Annotated in this window: 10 protein-coding genes; 2 read left to right on the top strand and 8 right to left on the bottom strand. The window is 71.2% G+C overall.

Translation table 11 applies throughout. The annotated features are described in order from the left end of the window. Positions 1-80 precede the first annotated feature (80 nt). Complete coding sequence (pruA, locus tag ABT245_RS27550) at positions 81-1,721, bottom strand: L-glutamate gamma-semialdehyde dehydrogenase (RefSeq protein WP_351738174.1); 1,641 nt, start codon at positions 1,719-1,721, stop codon at positions 81-83. Positions 1,722-1,772: 51 nt separating this feature from the next. Beyond that, positions 1,773-2,699, bottom strand: a complete 927-nt coding sequence (locus ABT245_RS27545; protein ID WP_351738172.1) for a proline dehydrogenase family protein — start codon at positions 2,697-2,699, stop codon at positions 1,773-1,775. 163 nt (positions 2,700-2,862) lie between these two features. On the opposite strand from ABT245_RS27545, the gene ABT245_RS27540 reads away from it, so the two are divergent. Further along, positions 2,863-4,092 (top strand): PucR family transcriptional regulator, encoded by a 1,230-nt coding sequence (locus ABT245_RS27540; protein WP_351738169.1) that lies wholly within the window; start codon positions 2,863-2,865, stop codon positions 4,090-4,092. A gap of 689 nt (positions 4,093-4,781) precedes the next feature. Here ABT245_RS27540 and serA read toward each other — a convergent pair. The 6 genes from serA to ABT245_RS27510 all read right to left on the bottom strand — a co-directional run bounded on the left by serA (position 4,782) and on the right by ABT245_RS27510 (position 14,899). Beyond that, a complete protein-coding gene (serA, locus tag ABT245_RS27535) occupies positions 4,782-6,371 on the bottom strand; it encodes a phosphoglycerate dehydrogenase (protein ID WP_351738166.1) in 1,590 nt (529 codons plus the stop codon). A gap of 233 nt (positions 6,372-6,604) precedes the next feature. Beyond that, complete coding sequence (gene ilvC / locus ABT245_RS27530) at positions 6,605-7,603, bottom strand: ketol-acid reductoisomerase (protein WP_351738163.1); 999 nt, start codon at positions 7,601-7,603, stop codon at positions 6,605-6,607. A gap of 117 nt (positions 7,604-7,720) precedes the next feature. Continuing rightward, entirely contained in the window at positions 7,721-8,245 is a 525-nt protein-coding gene (ilvN, locus tag ABT245_RS27525; protein WP_351738160.1) for an acetolactate synthase small subunit, read from the bottom strand. A gap of 20 nt (positions 8,246-8,265) precedes the next feature. Further along, entirely contained in the window at positions 8,266-10,143 is a 1,878-nt protein-coding gene (locus tag ABT245_RS27520) for an acetolactate synthase large subunit (protein WP_351738157.1), read from the bottom strand. A gap of 352 nt (positions 10,144-10,495) precedes the next feature. Further along, positions 10,496-13,561, bottom strand: coding sequence for a putative bifunctional diguanylate cyclase/phosphodiesterase (locus tag ABT245_RS27515; RefSeq protein WP_351738154.1), 3,066 nt, complete (start codon positions 13,559-13,561; stop codon positions 10,496-10,498). 387 nt (positions 13,562-13,948) lie between these two features. Beyond that, positions 13,949-14,899, bottom strand: a complete 951-nt coding sequence (locus ABT245_RS27510) for a 2-hydroxyacid dehydrogenase (RefSeq protein ID WP_351738152.1) — start codon at positions 14,897-14,899, stop codon at positions 13,949-13,951. 74 nt (positions 14,900-14,973) lie between these two features. Between ABT245_RS27510 and ABT245_RS27505 the strand changes: the two genes are divergently transcribed. Beyond that, positions 14,974-15,972 (top strand): aldo/keto reductase, encoded by a 999-nt coding sequence (locus ABT245_RS27505; protein ID WP_351738149.1) that lies wholly within the window; start codon positions 14,974-14,976, stop codon positions 15,970-15,972. The last annotated feature ends 49 nt before the right edge of the window (positions 15,973-16,021 follow it).

Here is a 16,021-nt window from a genome sequence, read left to right as displayed (position 1 = left end):
CCAGTGTGCGGTGCGCGGGTACGCGAACGGGCCGGAAACCCGTGGTTCGGCTTCCCGGCCCGTCGTCCGACGACCTGGCGTCAGCCCATGTGCGGGTACGTGTGGTCGGTCGGCGCGACCAGCGTCTCCTTGATGGCGCGGGTCGAGGTCCAGCGCAGCAGGTTCTGCGGGGCGCCGGCCTTGTCGTTGGTGCCGGAGGCACGGCCGCCGCCGAAGGGCTGCTGGCCGACCACGGCCCCGGTCGACTTGTCGTTGATGTAGAAGTTGCCCGCGGCGTAGCGGAGCTTGTCCATCGTGTACGCCGCCGCCGCACGGTCGTTGGCGATGACCGAGCCCGTGAGGGCGTAGTCGGAGACCGATTCCATCTGGGCCAGCATCTCGCCGTACTTCTGGGGGGAGCTGTCGTCGTAGACGTGGACGGCGAGGACCGGGCCGAAGTACTCGGTGCGGAAGACCTCGTTCTCCGGGTCGGTGCACTCGATGACGGTGGGACGGACGAAGTAGCCGACCGAGTCGTCGTAGGAGCCGCCCGCGACGATCGTGCAGGCCGGGTCCTGCCGGGCGCGGTCGATCGCGGCCTTGTTCTTGGCGAAGGCACGCTCGTCGATCACGGCGCCGATGAAGTTCGCCAGATCGGTGACGTCGCCCATGGTGAGGTGGTCGACCTCGGCCGCGAACTCCTCCTTGAAGCCGGAGTTCCACAGGGACGCCGGGATGTAGGCGCGGGAGGTGGCCGAGCACTTCTGCCCCTGGTACTCGAAGGCACCCCGGGTCAGGGCGGTCTTCAGCACCGCGCGGTCGGCGCTCGGATGGGCGACCAGGAAGTCCTTGCCGCCGGTCTCGCCGACCAGCCGCGGGTAGGAGCGGTACTTCTCGATGTTCTCGCCGACCGTCTTCCACAGGTACTGGAAGGTCCTGGTGGAGCCGGTGAAGTGGATGCCGGCCAGGTCGCGGTGGGCGAGGGCGACCTCGGAGACCTCGATGCCGTCGCCGGTGACGAGGTTGATGACGCCCTTGGGCAGTCCGGCCTCCTCCAGCAGCCGCATCAGCAGCACGGCGGCGTGGGTCTGGGTCGGGGACGGCTTCCACACGACGACGTTGCCCATCAGCGCGGGCGCGGTGGGCAGGTTGCCCGCGATCGCCGAGAAGTTGAACGGGGTGATCGCGTAGACGAAGCCCTCCAGCGGGCGGTGGTCGAGACGGTTCCACACGCCCGGGGAGTTGGCCGGTGGCTGCTCGGCCAGGATCCGGCGGGCGTAGTGGACGTTGAACCGCCAGAAGTCGACCAGCTCGCACGGGGTGTCGATCTCGGCCTGCTGGGCGGTCTTCGACTGGCCGAGCATGGTGGAGGCGGCGATCGTCTCGCGCCACGGGCCGGCCAGCAGCTCGGCGGCGCGCAGGATGATCGCGGCCCGGTCGTCGAAGGACAGGGCACGCCAGGCGGGCGCGGCGGCCAGGGCGGCGTCGATGGCGTCCTGGGCGTCCTGCCGGGTGGCGTTGCGGAGCGTGCCGATGACCGCCTTGTGGTGGTGCGGCTGGACGACCTGGAAGGGCTCGCCGCCGCCCATCCGCTGCTCGCCGCCGATGGTCATCGGCAGGTCGATCGGGTTCTCGGCCAGCTCCTTGAGCCTGGCCTCCAGACGGGCGCGCTCGGGCGAGCCGGGGGCGTAGCCGTGCACCGGCTCGTTGACGGGGGTGGGGACCTGGGTCACAGCGTCCATGGGATCCGTTACTCCTTGACGTGAGCGGTGTTGCGAGCGGGGGATGCGGGCTCAGCCCTTGCTGGCCATCGAGCGGGCGAAGAAGCGCAGGTTGGCCGGCTTCTCGGCGAGGCGCCGCATGAAGTAGCCGTACCAGTCGGTGCCGTAGGCGGTGTAGACGCGCATGCGGTGACCCTCGGCGGCGAGCCGCAGGTGCTCCTCGCTGCGGATGCCGTAGAGCATCTGGAACTCGTACTCGTCCAGCTTGCGGCCGGCCTTGCGCGCGAGTTCCTGGGTGATGGAGATCAGCCGCGGGTCATGGGACCCGATCATCGGGTACCCCGCGCCGTCCATCAGTGTCCGCAGAATCCGCACATACGCCTTGTCGATCTCGTGCTTCTGCTGGTAGGCGACCTCGGCGGGCTCCTTGTAGGCGCCCTTCACGAGCCGTACCCGGCTGCCGCTCGCGGCGAGCCTGCGGGCGTCGGCCTCGGTGCGGAAGAGGTAGGACTGGATGACACAGCCGGTCCGCGGGAAGTCCTTCCGCAGTTCCTCGTGGATCGCGAACATCGAGTCGAGGGTGGTGTGGTCCTCGGCGTCGAGCGTGACGGTGGTGCCGATGGCGGATGCGGCCTCGACGACGGACCGCACGTTCTTCAGGGCCAGTTCATGGCCGCCGTCGAGGGACTGGCCGAACATGGAGAGCTTGACGGACATCTCGGCCTTCCGGCCGAGTTCCAGCTCCGCCAGCCGGTCGGTCAGTGCCAGATAGGCGTCCCGGGCCGCGGTGGCCTGCTCGGCCGTGGTGATGTCCTCGCCCACGACGTCCAGGGTCAGTTCGAGGCCCTTGGCGGTCAGGTCCTCTATGACGGGCACGATGTCGTCCACGGTCTCGCCGGGGATGAAGCGGTCGACGACCTGCTTGGTCACCGGGGCCGCCGAGATCAGGCGGCGCATCCGGTCGCTGCGTGACGCGGCGAGAATGACGGGACCCAGCACGGGGCACCTCCACAACAAAGCACCAATGGGCCGTCGGCCGACGAATCGGGTACGGCACGGAGAACCACCGTGAAACCTAAGGATCCCTCCGATCGTCGGCCATCGACAGCTGTCACGCATCCGCTCACCGGATCTCAGACAGATGTATGAAGGCAGCCGGGAAATGCGGGAGAATACCCGGGTGGCGGCGGATTACAAGGGTGACTACCAGGAGCTGGTGGACGAGATCTCGGAGCTGCTGGGCGCGCCGGCGACCCTGGAGAACCGCGACTTCGAGCTGATCGCCTTCGGCGCGTACGACAGCGAGGGCGAGCTGGACGCGTCGGCGCTCGACCCGGTCCGCGCCCGGTCGATACTGACCCGGCGTTCGACGGCGGCGGTCCGCGCCTGGTTCGAGGGCTTCGGCATCACCCGGGCGACCGGACCGGTACGCATCCCGCGCACCCCGGAGGCCGGGGTGTACCGGGGCCGCATCTGCCTGCCGGTACGCCATCGAGGTGTCGTCCTCGGCTACGTCTGGCTCCTGGACGACGATCCCGGCCCGAGCGAGCGGCAGCTGGCCGCGGCGATGACGGTCACCACGCGGATCGGCGCGCTGCTCGCGGACGAGGCGCAGGCCGGGGCCGACCTGACCCGGGAGCTGCGGGCGGCGCTGACCGCGGAGCGGGGGTGGCAGGCGGACATGGCGGTCGCGGAGCTGCGTACCGCCCTGGGCGCCCGGTCGGACGGCCCGCACACGGTGGTGTGCGTGGCCCCCTGGCCGTCGGCCGACCCGTCCGACGCCCTTTCGGTCCGTACGCTGCCGGGCGCGACCGCGTTGTGCACGGTGCCCTGGGGCTCCGCCGAGCAGTCGCTCGCGCTGCTGGTGCGGCTACGGTCGACGGACACCGTGGGGGCCGCGGTGTCGGCGGCGGGACGGCTGCTGGAGCGGGCGGGCGGCAGGCGGCGCGGCAGGGGCGGCGCGTCAAACGCCGCGAACCTGAGGCGAGCGGCCGGGGTCGCGGCCGCCCGCACGGGGCTCGCCGAGCTGGGGGCCGCCTGGCGGGAGGCGGTCGGGGCGGCCCGCGCGGCGCTGGCCGAACCGGGGCTCGGGCCGGTGGCCGAATGGGCGCACATCGGGCCGTACCGGCTGCTGACCGCCCTGCCGCACGAGGTGGCGCGCGATCCGGCGGTCGCCCCGCTGCTCGCCCCCGCCCACCATGAGCTGGCCCGCACCACGGAGGTGTTCCTCGACTGCGCGGGCCAGGCCGGACGCACGGCGGCCGAACTGGGCATCCACCGCCAGACCCTCTACTACCGCCTGTCCCGGGTCGAGCACCTGACGGGCCTGGACCTGACCAACGGCGAACACCGCCTCCTCCTCCACATGACCCTGAAGGCAGCACACCTCTAGCCCCACCGACGACTACAAGCAGCCACCCACCGGACGAGCGCCGCTGAACGGCAGCCAGGCGCACAACGACCGTCGGACAGCGGCCGGGCGACAGCAGCGGCCGGGCAGCTGCAGCCGGCCACCGGGCGGCAGGCGACGGACGACAGCCGGCAGGCTGCGGCGGCGGCCGGGCAGCGGCCGCCAGGCGACAGACGGCAGGCGACGGCCTGCGGCAGCGGTCGGCGGACGGCGCCACCGAGCGACGACCACGCCACGGCGGACGCCGGGCGGCAGGCAGCGGCAGCGGCCACGGGACCGCCTCCGGACGGCGGCGAGCAGCGGCAGTGGCCGGGCGGCAGGCAGCAGCGGGGCAGCGGTCGCCGGACTGCGAGCAGGCTACGGCGGCGGGCGGCTGACGGCCGCCACCGAGCGACGGCCACAGGACGCCCGGTCGCCGGACAGCGCGCAGACGGCGACAGTGGGCGACAGCCGCGGCGGCGGTCGCCGGGCGGCGGGCGTTGGGCGGCGGTCCGGCGGAGCGGTGGCCATGCCGCGGTGGGCGGGTGCCTACGAAGCCGTGGTCAGCGGGGGGTGTGCAGCGTCAGGCAGCAGCGGTAGGTGTCGGTCGCCGGGCTGCGGCGTCGGGTGCTGTTGGGGCTGGTGACCGCCGGGCGGGCGATGGGCGCGGCCCGGCCGGCGGTTCGACGGGCTCAGACCAGGTTCACCGAGCGGGCGGACGTCGCACCGATCTCCGCCGCGACCTCCGCCAGCACACCCGCGCCCACCGTGTCGTCCACGGTCAGCACGGCCAGGGCCGCGCCGCCCACCGTGGCGCGGGCCACCTGCATGCCAGCGATGTTGATGCCCGCCTCGCCGAGGATGCGGCCGACGGTGCCGACGACACCCGGACGGTCCTCGTACCGCAGCACCACCATGTGGTCGGCGAGCGCGAGGTCGACGTCGTACTCACCGACGGCGACGATCTTCTGTACGTTCTTCGGGCCGGCCAGCGTGCCGGAGACCGACACCTCCTCGCCGCCCGCGAGCGTGCCGCGCACGGTGACCACGTTGCGGTGGTCCGCCGACTCGGAGCTGGTGGTCAGGCGCACCTCGACGCCCCGCTCCTGGGCGAACAGCGGCGCGTTCACATACGACACCGTCTCGGCGACGACATCCTCGAAGACACCCTTGAGCGCGCTCAGCTCCAGCACCTTCACATCGTGCTGGGTGATCTCGCCGTACACCTCGACGTCGAGCCGGACGGCGACCTCGCCGGACAGCGCGGTGAAGATCCGGCCGAGGCGCTCGGCGAGCGGCAGGCCCGGCTTGACGTCCTCGGCGATGACACCGCCCTGCACATTCACCGCGTCCGGGACCAGCTCGCCGGCGAGGGCAAGGCGCACCGATTTGGCGACCGCGATGCCCGCCTTCTCCTGGGCCTCGTCGGTGGAGGCGCCGAGGTGCGGCGTGCACACGACCTGGTCGAACTGGAACAGCGGGGAGTCCGTGCACGGTTCCTTGGCGTAGACGTCGAGGCCGGCGCCGGCGACCCGGCCCTCCTTCAGCGCCGCGTACAGCGCCTCCTCGTCGACGATGCCGCCGCGCGCCGCGTTGACGATGCGGACGTTCGGCTTGACCTTGTGCAGCGCCTCCTCGCCGATCAGCCCGAGGGTCTCGGGGGTCTTCGGCAGGTGCACGGTGATGAAGTCGGACACTTCGAGCAGCTCGTCCAGGGACAGCACCTTGACGCCCATCTGGGCGGCCCGGGCGGGCTGGACGTAGGGGTCGTACGCGACGACCTTCATGCCGAAGGCGGACATGCGCTGCGCGACGAGCGCGCCGATACGGCCGAGGCCCACGACGCCGAGGGTCTTCTCGGCCAGCTCGACACCCGTGTACTTGCTGCGCTTCCACTCGGCGTTCTTCAGCGCGGCGTTGGCCTGCGGGATGTTGCGGGCGGTGGCGAGGATCAGACCGCAGGCCAGCTCGGCCGCGGTGACGATGTTGGAGGTGGGGGCGTTGACGACCATCACGCCTGCCTTGGTGGCGGCGGAGACGTCGACGTTGTCCAGGCCGACGCCGGCTCGTGCGACGACCTTCAGCTGGTGCGCGGCGGCGATGGCCTCGGCGTCGACCTTGGTGGCGGAGCGGATCAGGATCGCGTCCACATCGGCGATGGCGGAGAGCAGTTCGGCTCGGTCCGCGCCGTTGCAGTGCCGGATCTCGAAGTCGGGGCCGAGCGCGTCCACGGTCGCGGGCGACAGCTCTTCGGCGATGAGTACGACAGGTTTCGAGCTCACGTGAGTCCTCACAAGTCCAAAGCGTGCGGACGGCCGTCCCGACGGCCGCAGGCGGAGGAGAGGGGGCTAGCCGCGGAAGACGCACGACGCTGTGGGCCTGACGCGTTGTTGTGCAGAAGTGTAGTGGCGTGGCGAAGGCCGTTCTGCGCCTGTGCGGAAGGATCACCCGTCCGGGGTCGGACGGAATGGACAACGGGGCCGGAGCGATCCGCCCCGGCCCCGTCCCATGAGGCTTACGCCTCCTCGTTCACCCAGCTCATCAGCTTGCGCAGCTGCTTGCCGGTGGTCTCCAGCAGATGCTCGGAGTCCTGCTTCTTGTACTCGTTGTACTTCTTCAGACCGCCGTGGTACTCCTCCATCCAGTTCGCGGCGAAGGAGCCGTCCTGGATCTCGGCGAGGACCTTCTTCATCTCGGCCTTGGTGGCGTCGGTGATGATCCGCGGGCCGGTGACGTAGTCGCCCCACTCGGCGGTCTCCGAGATCGACCAGCGCATCTTCTCCAGGCCGCCCTCGTACATGAGGTCCACGATCAGCTTCAGCTCGTGCAGGCACTCGAAGTAGGCGATCTCCGGCTGGTAGCCGGCCTCGGTCAGCGTCTCGAAGCCCGCCTTGACCAGGGCCGCGGTGCCACCGCACAGAACGGCCTGCTCACCGAACAGGTCGGTCTCGGTCTCCTCGGTGAAGGTCGTCTTGATGACGCCCGCGCGGGTGCCGCCGATGCCCTTGGCGTACGACAGGGCCAGCGCGAAGGCGTTCCCGGAGGCGTCCTGCTCGACGGCCACGATGCAGGGGACGCCGCGGCCCTCCTCGTACTGGCGGCGCACCAGGTGGCCCGGGCCCTTCGGCGCGACCATGCACACGTCCACGCCGGCCGGGGGCTTGATGAAACCGAAGCGGATGTTGAAGCCGTGGCCGAAGAACAGCGCGTCGCCGTCCTTCAGGTTCGGGGCGATGGACTCCTCGTAGACCTGGCCCTGGATCGGGTCCGGCACCAGGATCATGATGACGTCGGCCTCGGCGGCGGCCTCCGCGGGCGTCACCACGCGCAGCCCCTGCTCCTCGGCCTTCGCCCGGGACTTGGAGCCCTCGTGCAGACCGACCCGGACGTCGACACCCGAGTCGCGCAGCGACAGGGCGTGCGCGTGGCCCTGGCTGCCGTAGCCGATGACCGCGACCTTGCGGCCCTGGATGATGGACAGGTCGGCGTCAGCGTCGTAGAACAGCTCGGCCACTTTGGGTTCTCTCCTTGTGTGCAGGTGGTGCTTCCACCGTATGACGGTGAGGGGGAAGGACGATTCGGGGTCTCGGCATACGGGCGGCCGGGTTCCCCCGGCCGCCCCAATGCCTTGTCAGGCCGACCGGTCGAGTGCGCGCAGCGACCGGTCCGTGATGGAGCGGGCGCCGCGCCCGATCGCGATGGTGCCGGACTGGACCAGCTCCTTGATGCCGAACGGCTCCAGCATCTTGAGCATGGCGGTCAGTTTCTCGCCGGACCCGGTGGCCTCGACGGTCACGGCCTCCGGGGAGACGTCGACCGTCTTCGCGCGGAACAGCTGGACGATCTCGACGATCTGGGAGCGCGTCTCGTTGTCGGCGCGCACCTTCACCAGGACGAGTTCGCGCTGCACCGCCTGCGAGGGCTCCAGTTCGACGATCTTCAGGACGTTGACGAGCTTGTTGAGCTGCTTGGTCACCTGCTCCAGCGGCAGTTCCTCGACGCCCACCACGATGGTGATGCGGGAGATGTCGGGGTGTTCGGTGACGCCGACCGCGAGCGAGTCGATGTTGAAGCCGCGGCGGGAGAACAGCGCGGCGATCCGGGCGAGGATGCCCGGTGTGTTCTCCACCAGGACGGAGAGCGTGTGCTTGGACATGTGTGTGTGCTCTTCCTCGCTCAGTCGTCTTCGTTGTCGCCGAAGTCGGGGCGGACGTCCCGGGCGGCCATGATCTCGTCGTTGGAGGTGCCGGCGGCGACCATCGGCCAGACCATCGCGTCCTCGTGGACGATGAAGTCGACGACGACCGGGCGGTCGTTGACCGCGTTCGCCTCCTCGATGACCTTGTCCAGGTCCTCCGGGGACTCGCAGCGGATCGCGTAGCAGCCCATCGCCTCGGAGAGCTTCACGAAGTCGGGGACGCGGGTGCCGGCACTCGGCTGCGCGGCGGCGCCGGTGGCGGAGTCGCCGTTCACTCCGGCGGGGCCGGAGTGCAGGATGGTGTTGGAGTAGCGCTGGTTGTAGAACAGCGTCTGCCACTGGCGGACCATCCCGAGGGCGCCGTTGTTGATGATGGCGACCTTGATCGGGATGTTGTTCAGGGCGCAGGTGGTCAGCTCCTGATTGGTCATCTGGAAGCAGCCGTCGCCGTCGATCGCCCAGACGGTGCGGTCGGGCCGGCCGGCCTTGGCGCCCATCGCGGCCGGGACCGCGTAGCCCATGGTTCCGGCGCCGCCGGAGTTCAGCCAGGTGGCGGGCTTGTCGTACTCGATGAAGTGCGCCGCCCACATCTGGTGCTGGCCGACGCCCGCCGCGAAGATCGTTCCCTCCGGCGCCAGCCGGCCGATCCGCTCGATGACCTGCTGCGGGGAGAGCGAGCCGTCGGCGGGCTGGTCGTAGCCCAGCGGGTAGGCCTCGCGCCAGCGGTCGAGGTCGTTCCACCAGGCGGTGTAGTCGCCCGTGTGGCCCTCGCTGTGCTCCTTCTGCACGGCCTGGATCAGGTCGGCGATGACCTCGCGGGCGTCACCGACGATCGGCACGTCGGCGGCGCGGTTCTTGCCGATCTCCGCGGGGTCGATGTCGGCGTGGACGATCTTGGCGTGCGGGGCGAAGCTGTCCAGCTTGCCGGTGACGCGGTCGTCGAAGCGGGCTCCGAGGGCGACGATCAGGTCGGCCTTCTGCAGAGCCGTGACGGCGGCCACCGATCCATGCATGCCCGGCATGCCCAGGTGCTGCGGGTGGCTGTCGGGGAACGCGCCGAGCGCCATCAGGGTGGTGGTGACGGGCGCGCCGGTGAGTTCCGCGAGGACCTTCAGCTCGGCCGTGGCCTGCGCCTTGAGGACGCCGCCGCCGACGTACAGGACGGGGCGCCCAGCGGCAGTGATCAGCTTGGCCGCCTCGCGGATCTGCTTGGCGTGCGGCTTGGTCACCGGGCGGTAGCCGGGCAGGTCCATGACCGGCGGCCAGGAGAAGGTGGTCCGGGTCTGGAGGGCGTCCTTGGCGATGTCCACGAGGACCGGGCCCGGGCGGCCGGTGGAGGCGATGTGGAACGCCTGCGCGATCACCCGCGGGATGTCCTGGGGGTCGGTGACCAGGAAGTTGTGCTTGGTGATCGGCATGGTGATGCCGACGATGTCGGCCTCCTGGAAGGCGTCCGTGCCGATCGCCTTGGAGGCGACCTGGCCGGTGATCGCGACCAGCGGGACGGAGTCCATGTGCGCGTCGGCGATCGGCGTGACCAGGTTGGTGGCGCCGGGGCCCGAGGTGGCCATGCACACGCCGACCTTGCCGGTCGCCTGCGCGTACCCCGTGGCCGCGTGCCCGGCACCCTGCTCATGGCGGACCAGCACATGACGGACCCGGGTGGAGTCCATCAGCGGGTCGTACGCGGGCAGGATCGCACCGCCGGGAATGCCGAATACGGTGTCGGCCCCGACCTCCTCAAGCGAGCGGATGAGGGACTGCGCACCCGTGACGTGCTCGACGGTCGCGGACTGCTGTCCTCCGGAACGGGGCCGCGGCTGCGGATGATGGGCCCCGGTGGCCTGCTCGGTCATCGGCATTCTCTTCTCGATGCTGAGGGTTTTTGCGAGGTTTGTGCGGTGTAGATCTGCTGTACGGCAGGTGCCCGTGCAACAAAAAACCCCTCGTGCCGTAGGGCAAGCGAGGGGAGCGCGCCGGTGAGGTCGCTGGGATTTCCGGATCGTCCTCCGGTGGGTCCCAGCTCAGCCGACGCGCTGTCCAAGTACGAGAATTCGGGTGCGCATGGCACCGACCCTCCCCCCGGCACGCACCGCGTGTCAAGTGAGTGGGACGGGAGTCTCATCATGTGAGCCTAGGCCACGTCCGTCTCCGGACACGGCGGACACACCATCTGCGGACGCCACCGCGTGCCCTTTCCTCACTCGTTCACCTCCGGGGCGCCGCAGTCGGGGGCGAGGCCACGACCGTGCTCAGCCCTTCGGGCATCCGTGCTCCCCCGCTCTCGGCCTCGGCCGGGCGGGTGGACACCCAGGTGCCCTCGATCCCGACGCGCCCGCTCGGCTCCCTCGCGCCGCCCGCGAACGCCGGTTCGGCCGGTCCGTGCGGCACCGGATAATGGCCGGATCCGAGCGCCCGGCGCAGCCGGTACTCGTCCAGTGGCCCGGCGAACGCCATGCCCTGCCCATGGGTGCAGCCCATCGCGCGCAACGCCACGACCTGCTCCGGAAGATCCACGCCGTCGGCCACGGACTGCAGCCCGAGGTCGGTGGCGATCCGCAGCAGCCCACTGGTGATCTTGTGCAGCCGCGCGGACTCGACGACGCCCTCGACCAGGCTGCGGTCGAGTTTCAGCACGTCGACGGGGAGTCTGCGCAGGGCCGTGATCGCCGCGTAGCCGTTGCCGAAGCCGTCCAGAGCGATCCGCACGCCCAACCGCCTGAGCGCGCCGAGCCGGCGCTCCAGCTCGTCCAGGGAGACCCGGGGATCGGTGTCCGCCAGCTCGATCAGCAGCGACCCCGACGGCAGCCCGTGCCGGGTCAGCAGGGCCTCCACCGAGCCGAGCGGCATCGACCGGTCCAGCAGCCGCCGCGCGGACATCCGCACTGCCACGGGTACGGCGAGTCCGGTCGCGGCCCGCTCGGCGGCCTGGGATACCGCCTCCTCCAGGATCCAGCGGTCCAGCTCCGAGGTCCGGTCGCTGTCCTCGGCCACCCGCAGGAACTCGGCCGGTGTGAACAGCACCCCCTGGGAGGAGCGCCAGCGTGCCTGTGCGGAGGCCGACATGACGCGGCCGCTGCCGAGGCACACCACCGGCTGGTGCAGCAGCGTGAACTCGCCGTCGTGCAGCGCGGCGCGCAGCCGGGTGGCCAGCTCCGCCTTGCGCACGACGTCCTGCTGCATCTGCGGTCGGTACAGCTCGACGCGGCCCTTGCCCGCCGACTTCGCCCGGTACATCGCCAGATCGGCGTTGCGCAGCAACTCGCCCGCGCCGAGGCCCGGTTCGGCGAAGGCGACCCCGATGGAGGCGTTGACCCGGACATCATTGCCGTCGATGAGGTAGGGCTGGGAGAGGGTGGTCCTGAGGCGGTCGGCCAGTTCCAGGATGTTCCGCTCCCGGGCGCCGCGGTCCTGGACGCCGTCCCCGATGATCAGGGCCGCGAACTCGTCGCCGCCCAGCCGGGCCGCGGTGTCCCCCTGCCGGACCGCGTCCTGGAGTCTGCGGGCGGCCTGGACGAGCAGTTCGTCCCCGGCCTGGTGTCCGATCGTGTCGTTGACGGCCTTGAAACCGTCCAGGTCGATGAAGAGGACGGCCGTGCCGTGCAGGGCGGCGGCGCGGTCGGAGGCACGGCGGCCGGACAGGGCCTGCTGCACACGCCGGGTGAACAGGGCGCGGTTGGGCAGGTCGGTGAGCGCGTCGTGTTCCGCGCTGTGCTGCAGTTGTGCCTGCAGCCGCACTCTTTCGGTCACGTCCCGGCTGTTGAAGATGAGGCCGCCGTGGTGACGGTTGACGGTCGACTCGACGTTGAGCCAGCCGCCGTCGCCGGACCGGAAGCGGCACTCGATGCGGGTGGTGGGTTCTTCGAGGGGGCTGGCGGTGAGGAAGCGGCGCACCTCGTGCACCACACAGCCCAGGTCCTCCGGGTGGATGAGCACGGCCAGTTCGCTGCCCACCAGTTCCTCCGCGGGCCGCCCGTAGACCCCGGCGGCGGCCGGGGAGACGTACCGGAGGGTGCCGTCGGGCGCGGCGATCATGATGACGTCGCTCGACCCCTGTACCAGGGAGCGGAAGTGGTTCTCCTTCTGCGCCAGTTCCTGGGTGAGGGTGATGTTGTCGAGCAGCATGATGCCCTGGCGCACGACGAGCGCGAGCACCACGCAGCCGGCGGTGACGAGTACGACGTGGTCGGGGCTGCGCCCGTTGAGCACGTTGTACAGGATGCCCAGGGTGCACACCGCGGCGGCCAGATAGGGGGTGAGCGCGGCCAGCGAGCCGGTGATCGGCCGGCCGGCCGGATACCGGCTGTGCTCGGCCCCCTGGCCGGGCAGTGGCGGCTGGCCGGGCTCGCCGGTCCGCGGCCCGGTCGCACGCCGGTGGGCGGCGCGGGCGTGCCCGCCGCCGGACCGGTCGGGTTCGTGCTGCCCCTGGCGCGAGGGCGCCGCCCAGGGCGCGTAGGCGAGCAGCAGCGAACCCGCGAACCAGCCCGCGTCGAGCAGCTGCCCGGAGCGGTAATTGCTGTGCAGCAGCGGCGAGGTGAACAGCGCGTCGCACATCACGGTCAGGGCGAGCGCTCCGATCGCCGTGTTGACGGCCGTGCGGTTGCCCGGGGCGCGTCGGAAGTGCAGCGCGAGCACCATGCTGACCAGGGCGATGTCGAGCAGCGGGTACGCGAGTGACAGCGCGGCGTGCGCGACGCTCGGCCCGTCGAACCTGGCGGCCTGCGCGAGCGCGAGACTCCAGGACAGGGTGAGCAGCGAGCCGCCGATCAGCCAGGCGTCCAGCGCCAGGCACATCCAGCCCGCCTTCGACACCGGCCGCTTGGCGAGGACCAGCAGGCCCACGATGGCGGGCGGCGCGAAGCACAGGAAGAACAGGTCGGCGAAGCTGGGGCTGGGCATGGGACGCCGCAGCACGACCTCGTACCACCCCCAGACCGTGTTGCCCAGGGCCACCATCGCCGAGGAGAGGGCGAACAGTATCCAGGCGGGTCGAAAGCGGACCTGGCGCCTGTGGGCGTAGAGGAGACACGAGACCGCGGCGCAGCCCGCCGCCGCGGCGAGTCCGAAGTCCCCCATGATCAGCGCGATTTCGCTGGAACCCCAGTCGAGCGCGGAACCGACGGCGTATCCCGCGCACACCAGGGCCAGAACGAGCTGATGGACCATGCTGGACCCGCCGCCGACGGCCGGCGGACGGGGCAGCGGCGGCCCTGCCGGGTGCTGCGTGCGCAGCGCCCCGCGCGGGGTGGTCGTCACGGTGGGCGGCGAACTCACCGGTCCCTCCCGGTCCGTGCCGCTCCCGGGCCCCGGGGGTCCCGGTGCGCATGCCTCCTGCGTCCGCTGTGCCTGGGGTGGTGGCTGGTGTGATGGCCGCGTCTGTGCGCCGCCGTGCGCCAGGGCCGCCGTCGGCGGCCTCGCCGCGTCGGATGGTTCGTCCATAGGCCGTGCATCGCCCGTCGCCCCCCTCACATCTCTGAAATGTTCATCCCTGGCGCCGAACGGTGCGCGGCGCAGCCCCTGTCGGGGACGATACACCAGTCTCGTCACGCAGGGACATAGCTTCTCTACGCTCCGTGACGATCGCGGAGATAGAGGTACCCCCCGCGTCCGGAAGGATGCGGAGGGTACCCGAAACGGATTACACGCCTGCCATGTCGACCCTCACGCGCGGGTGGAGCCCGTCGTAAGGATCACGTTTCGCAGCGGCTCCCGGTTCACGAAACGGCTCAACTGGTCCGTCAGCAGCCGTTTCGCGCGCGGCAGGAAGGCCGATGTGGGCCCGCCCACGTGCGGGCTGATCAGCACACCGGGCGCCTGCCACAGGGGATGGCCCGGCGGCAGCGGCTCCGGGTCCGTCACGTCCAGGGCGGCGGTGATACGGCCGCTCTCCAGCTCCGCGAGCAGCGCCTTGGTGTCGACGACGGGTCCGCGCGCGACGTTGACCAGCAGCGCTCCGTCCTTCATCCGCGCGAGGAAGTCGGCGTCCACGAGGCCCCGCGTGGTCTCGGTCAGCGGCGTGGACAGGACCACGACGTCCGCTTCCGGTAGCAGGGCGGGCAGTTCGGTGAGCGGATGCACCGGACCGCGCGCCGAGGTGCGCCCGGAGCGCGCGACGCGCGCCACCCGCGCGAGTTCAAATGGCGCGAGCCGGTCTTCGATGGCCGCGCCGATGGAGCCGTAACCGACTATGAGGACGTTCTTGTCGGCGAGCGCCGGGTGGAACCCGCCGCGCCACTCGCCCCTGTCCTGGGCGCGCACGAAGTCCGGGATGCCGCGCAGCGAGGCGAGTATCAGTGCCAGCGTCAGCTCGCCCGTGCTCGCCTCGTGCACCCCGCGCGCATTGCACAGCCGGACGCCCGGGTGCAACTGCCCGATACCCGGCTGCACATGGTCGATGCCCGCGGACAGCGTCTGTACGACCTGCACACCGCTCATCCGCGGCAGCGGCCGGACACAGACGTCGCTGGGTTTCATGTAGGGGACGACGTAGAAGGCGCAGTCGGCCGGGTCCGCGGGGAACTCCTCCTCCCCGTTCCAGAACAGGTAGTCGGGCCCGTCGGGAAGCCCCTCGAACTCCTCCGGCGGGATGGGCAGCCATACGTCAGCAGTCATGGTCAGGAGGCTATGTCAGGCTCGTGAACAGGCAGAGGTTAGGTTGGGGGCCGAAGAGGGAGGGTCACGACCAGGTGGAGCGCAGGACGATCGGCGCGGGGGCGCTCGCGGTGGGGGCCGTCGGACTCGGCTGCATGCCGATGAACTGGGCGTACAGCGGGTCGCGGCAGCGGGGGGACGAGTCGGTCAGGGCCGTGCACCGGGCCCTGGACCTCGGCTGCACGCTCCTGGACACGGCCGACATGTACGGCCCGTTCACCAACGAACTGCTGATCGGCCGGGTCCTCAAGGAGCGGCGCGCGGAGGCCTTCGTGTCGACCAAGGTCGGGCTGCTGGTGGGCGACCAGCACATCGTGGCCAACGGCCGCCCCGGGTATGTGCGGCGGGCGTGCGACGCGTCGCTGCGCCGGCTGCAGACCGACGTGATCGATCTGTACCAGCTGCATCGCGCCGACCCCGAGGTCCCCGTCGAGGAGACGTGGGGCGCGATGGCGGACCTGGTCCGGGCCGGGAAGGTCCGCGCGCTCGGCCTGTGCGCGGTGGGCGCGCGCGGCGGGCGCCGCTCGGGAACCGGGCTGCACGACGCGACGCTGCGCCAGCTCCGGCGCGTCCAGCAGGTCTTCCCGGTGAGCGCGGTGCAGGCGGAGCTGTCGGTGTGGTCGCCGGAGGCGCTGGACGCGCTGCTGCCCTGGTGCGCGGACCGCGGCGTCGGCTTCCTCGCCGCGATGCCGCTCGGCAACGGCTTCCTGACCGGCACGCTGACCCCGGGCGAGGGCTTCGAACCGGACGACGTGCGGGCCCGCCATCCGCGGTTCACTGCCGAGATGATGGCCGCCAACCAGCCCATCGTCGCCGGGCTGCGCCGGGTGGCCCGGCGGCACGGCGAACATGTCACACCGGCGCAGGTGGCGCTGGCCTGGACCCTGGCGCAGGGCCGGCACGTGGTCACGGTGCCGGGGACCAAGCGGGAACGCTGGGTGACGGAGAACGCGAGCGCCCCGTCCGTCCGGCTGACCCCGGACGACCTGACGGCACTGTCCCGGCTGCCGCCCGTCCAGGGCTCCTGGGACTGACACCGCGGATCCGCGGCCGTATGGGAACCCGGGCGGGGCGAGCGGTGTA

The organism is Streptomyces sp. NPDC001508 (genome assembly GCF_040298665.1).
Lineage (GTDB): Bacteria > Actinomycetota > Actinomycetes > Streptomycetales > Streptomycetaceae > Streptomyces.
The sequence above is the reverse complement of the archived record's forward strand: the minus strand, read 5'-3'. Positions and strand labels throughout refer to the sequence as shown.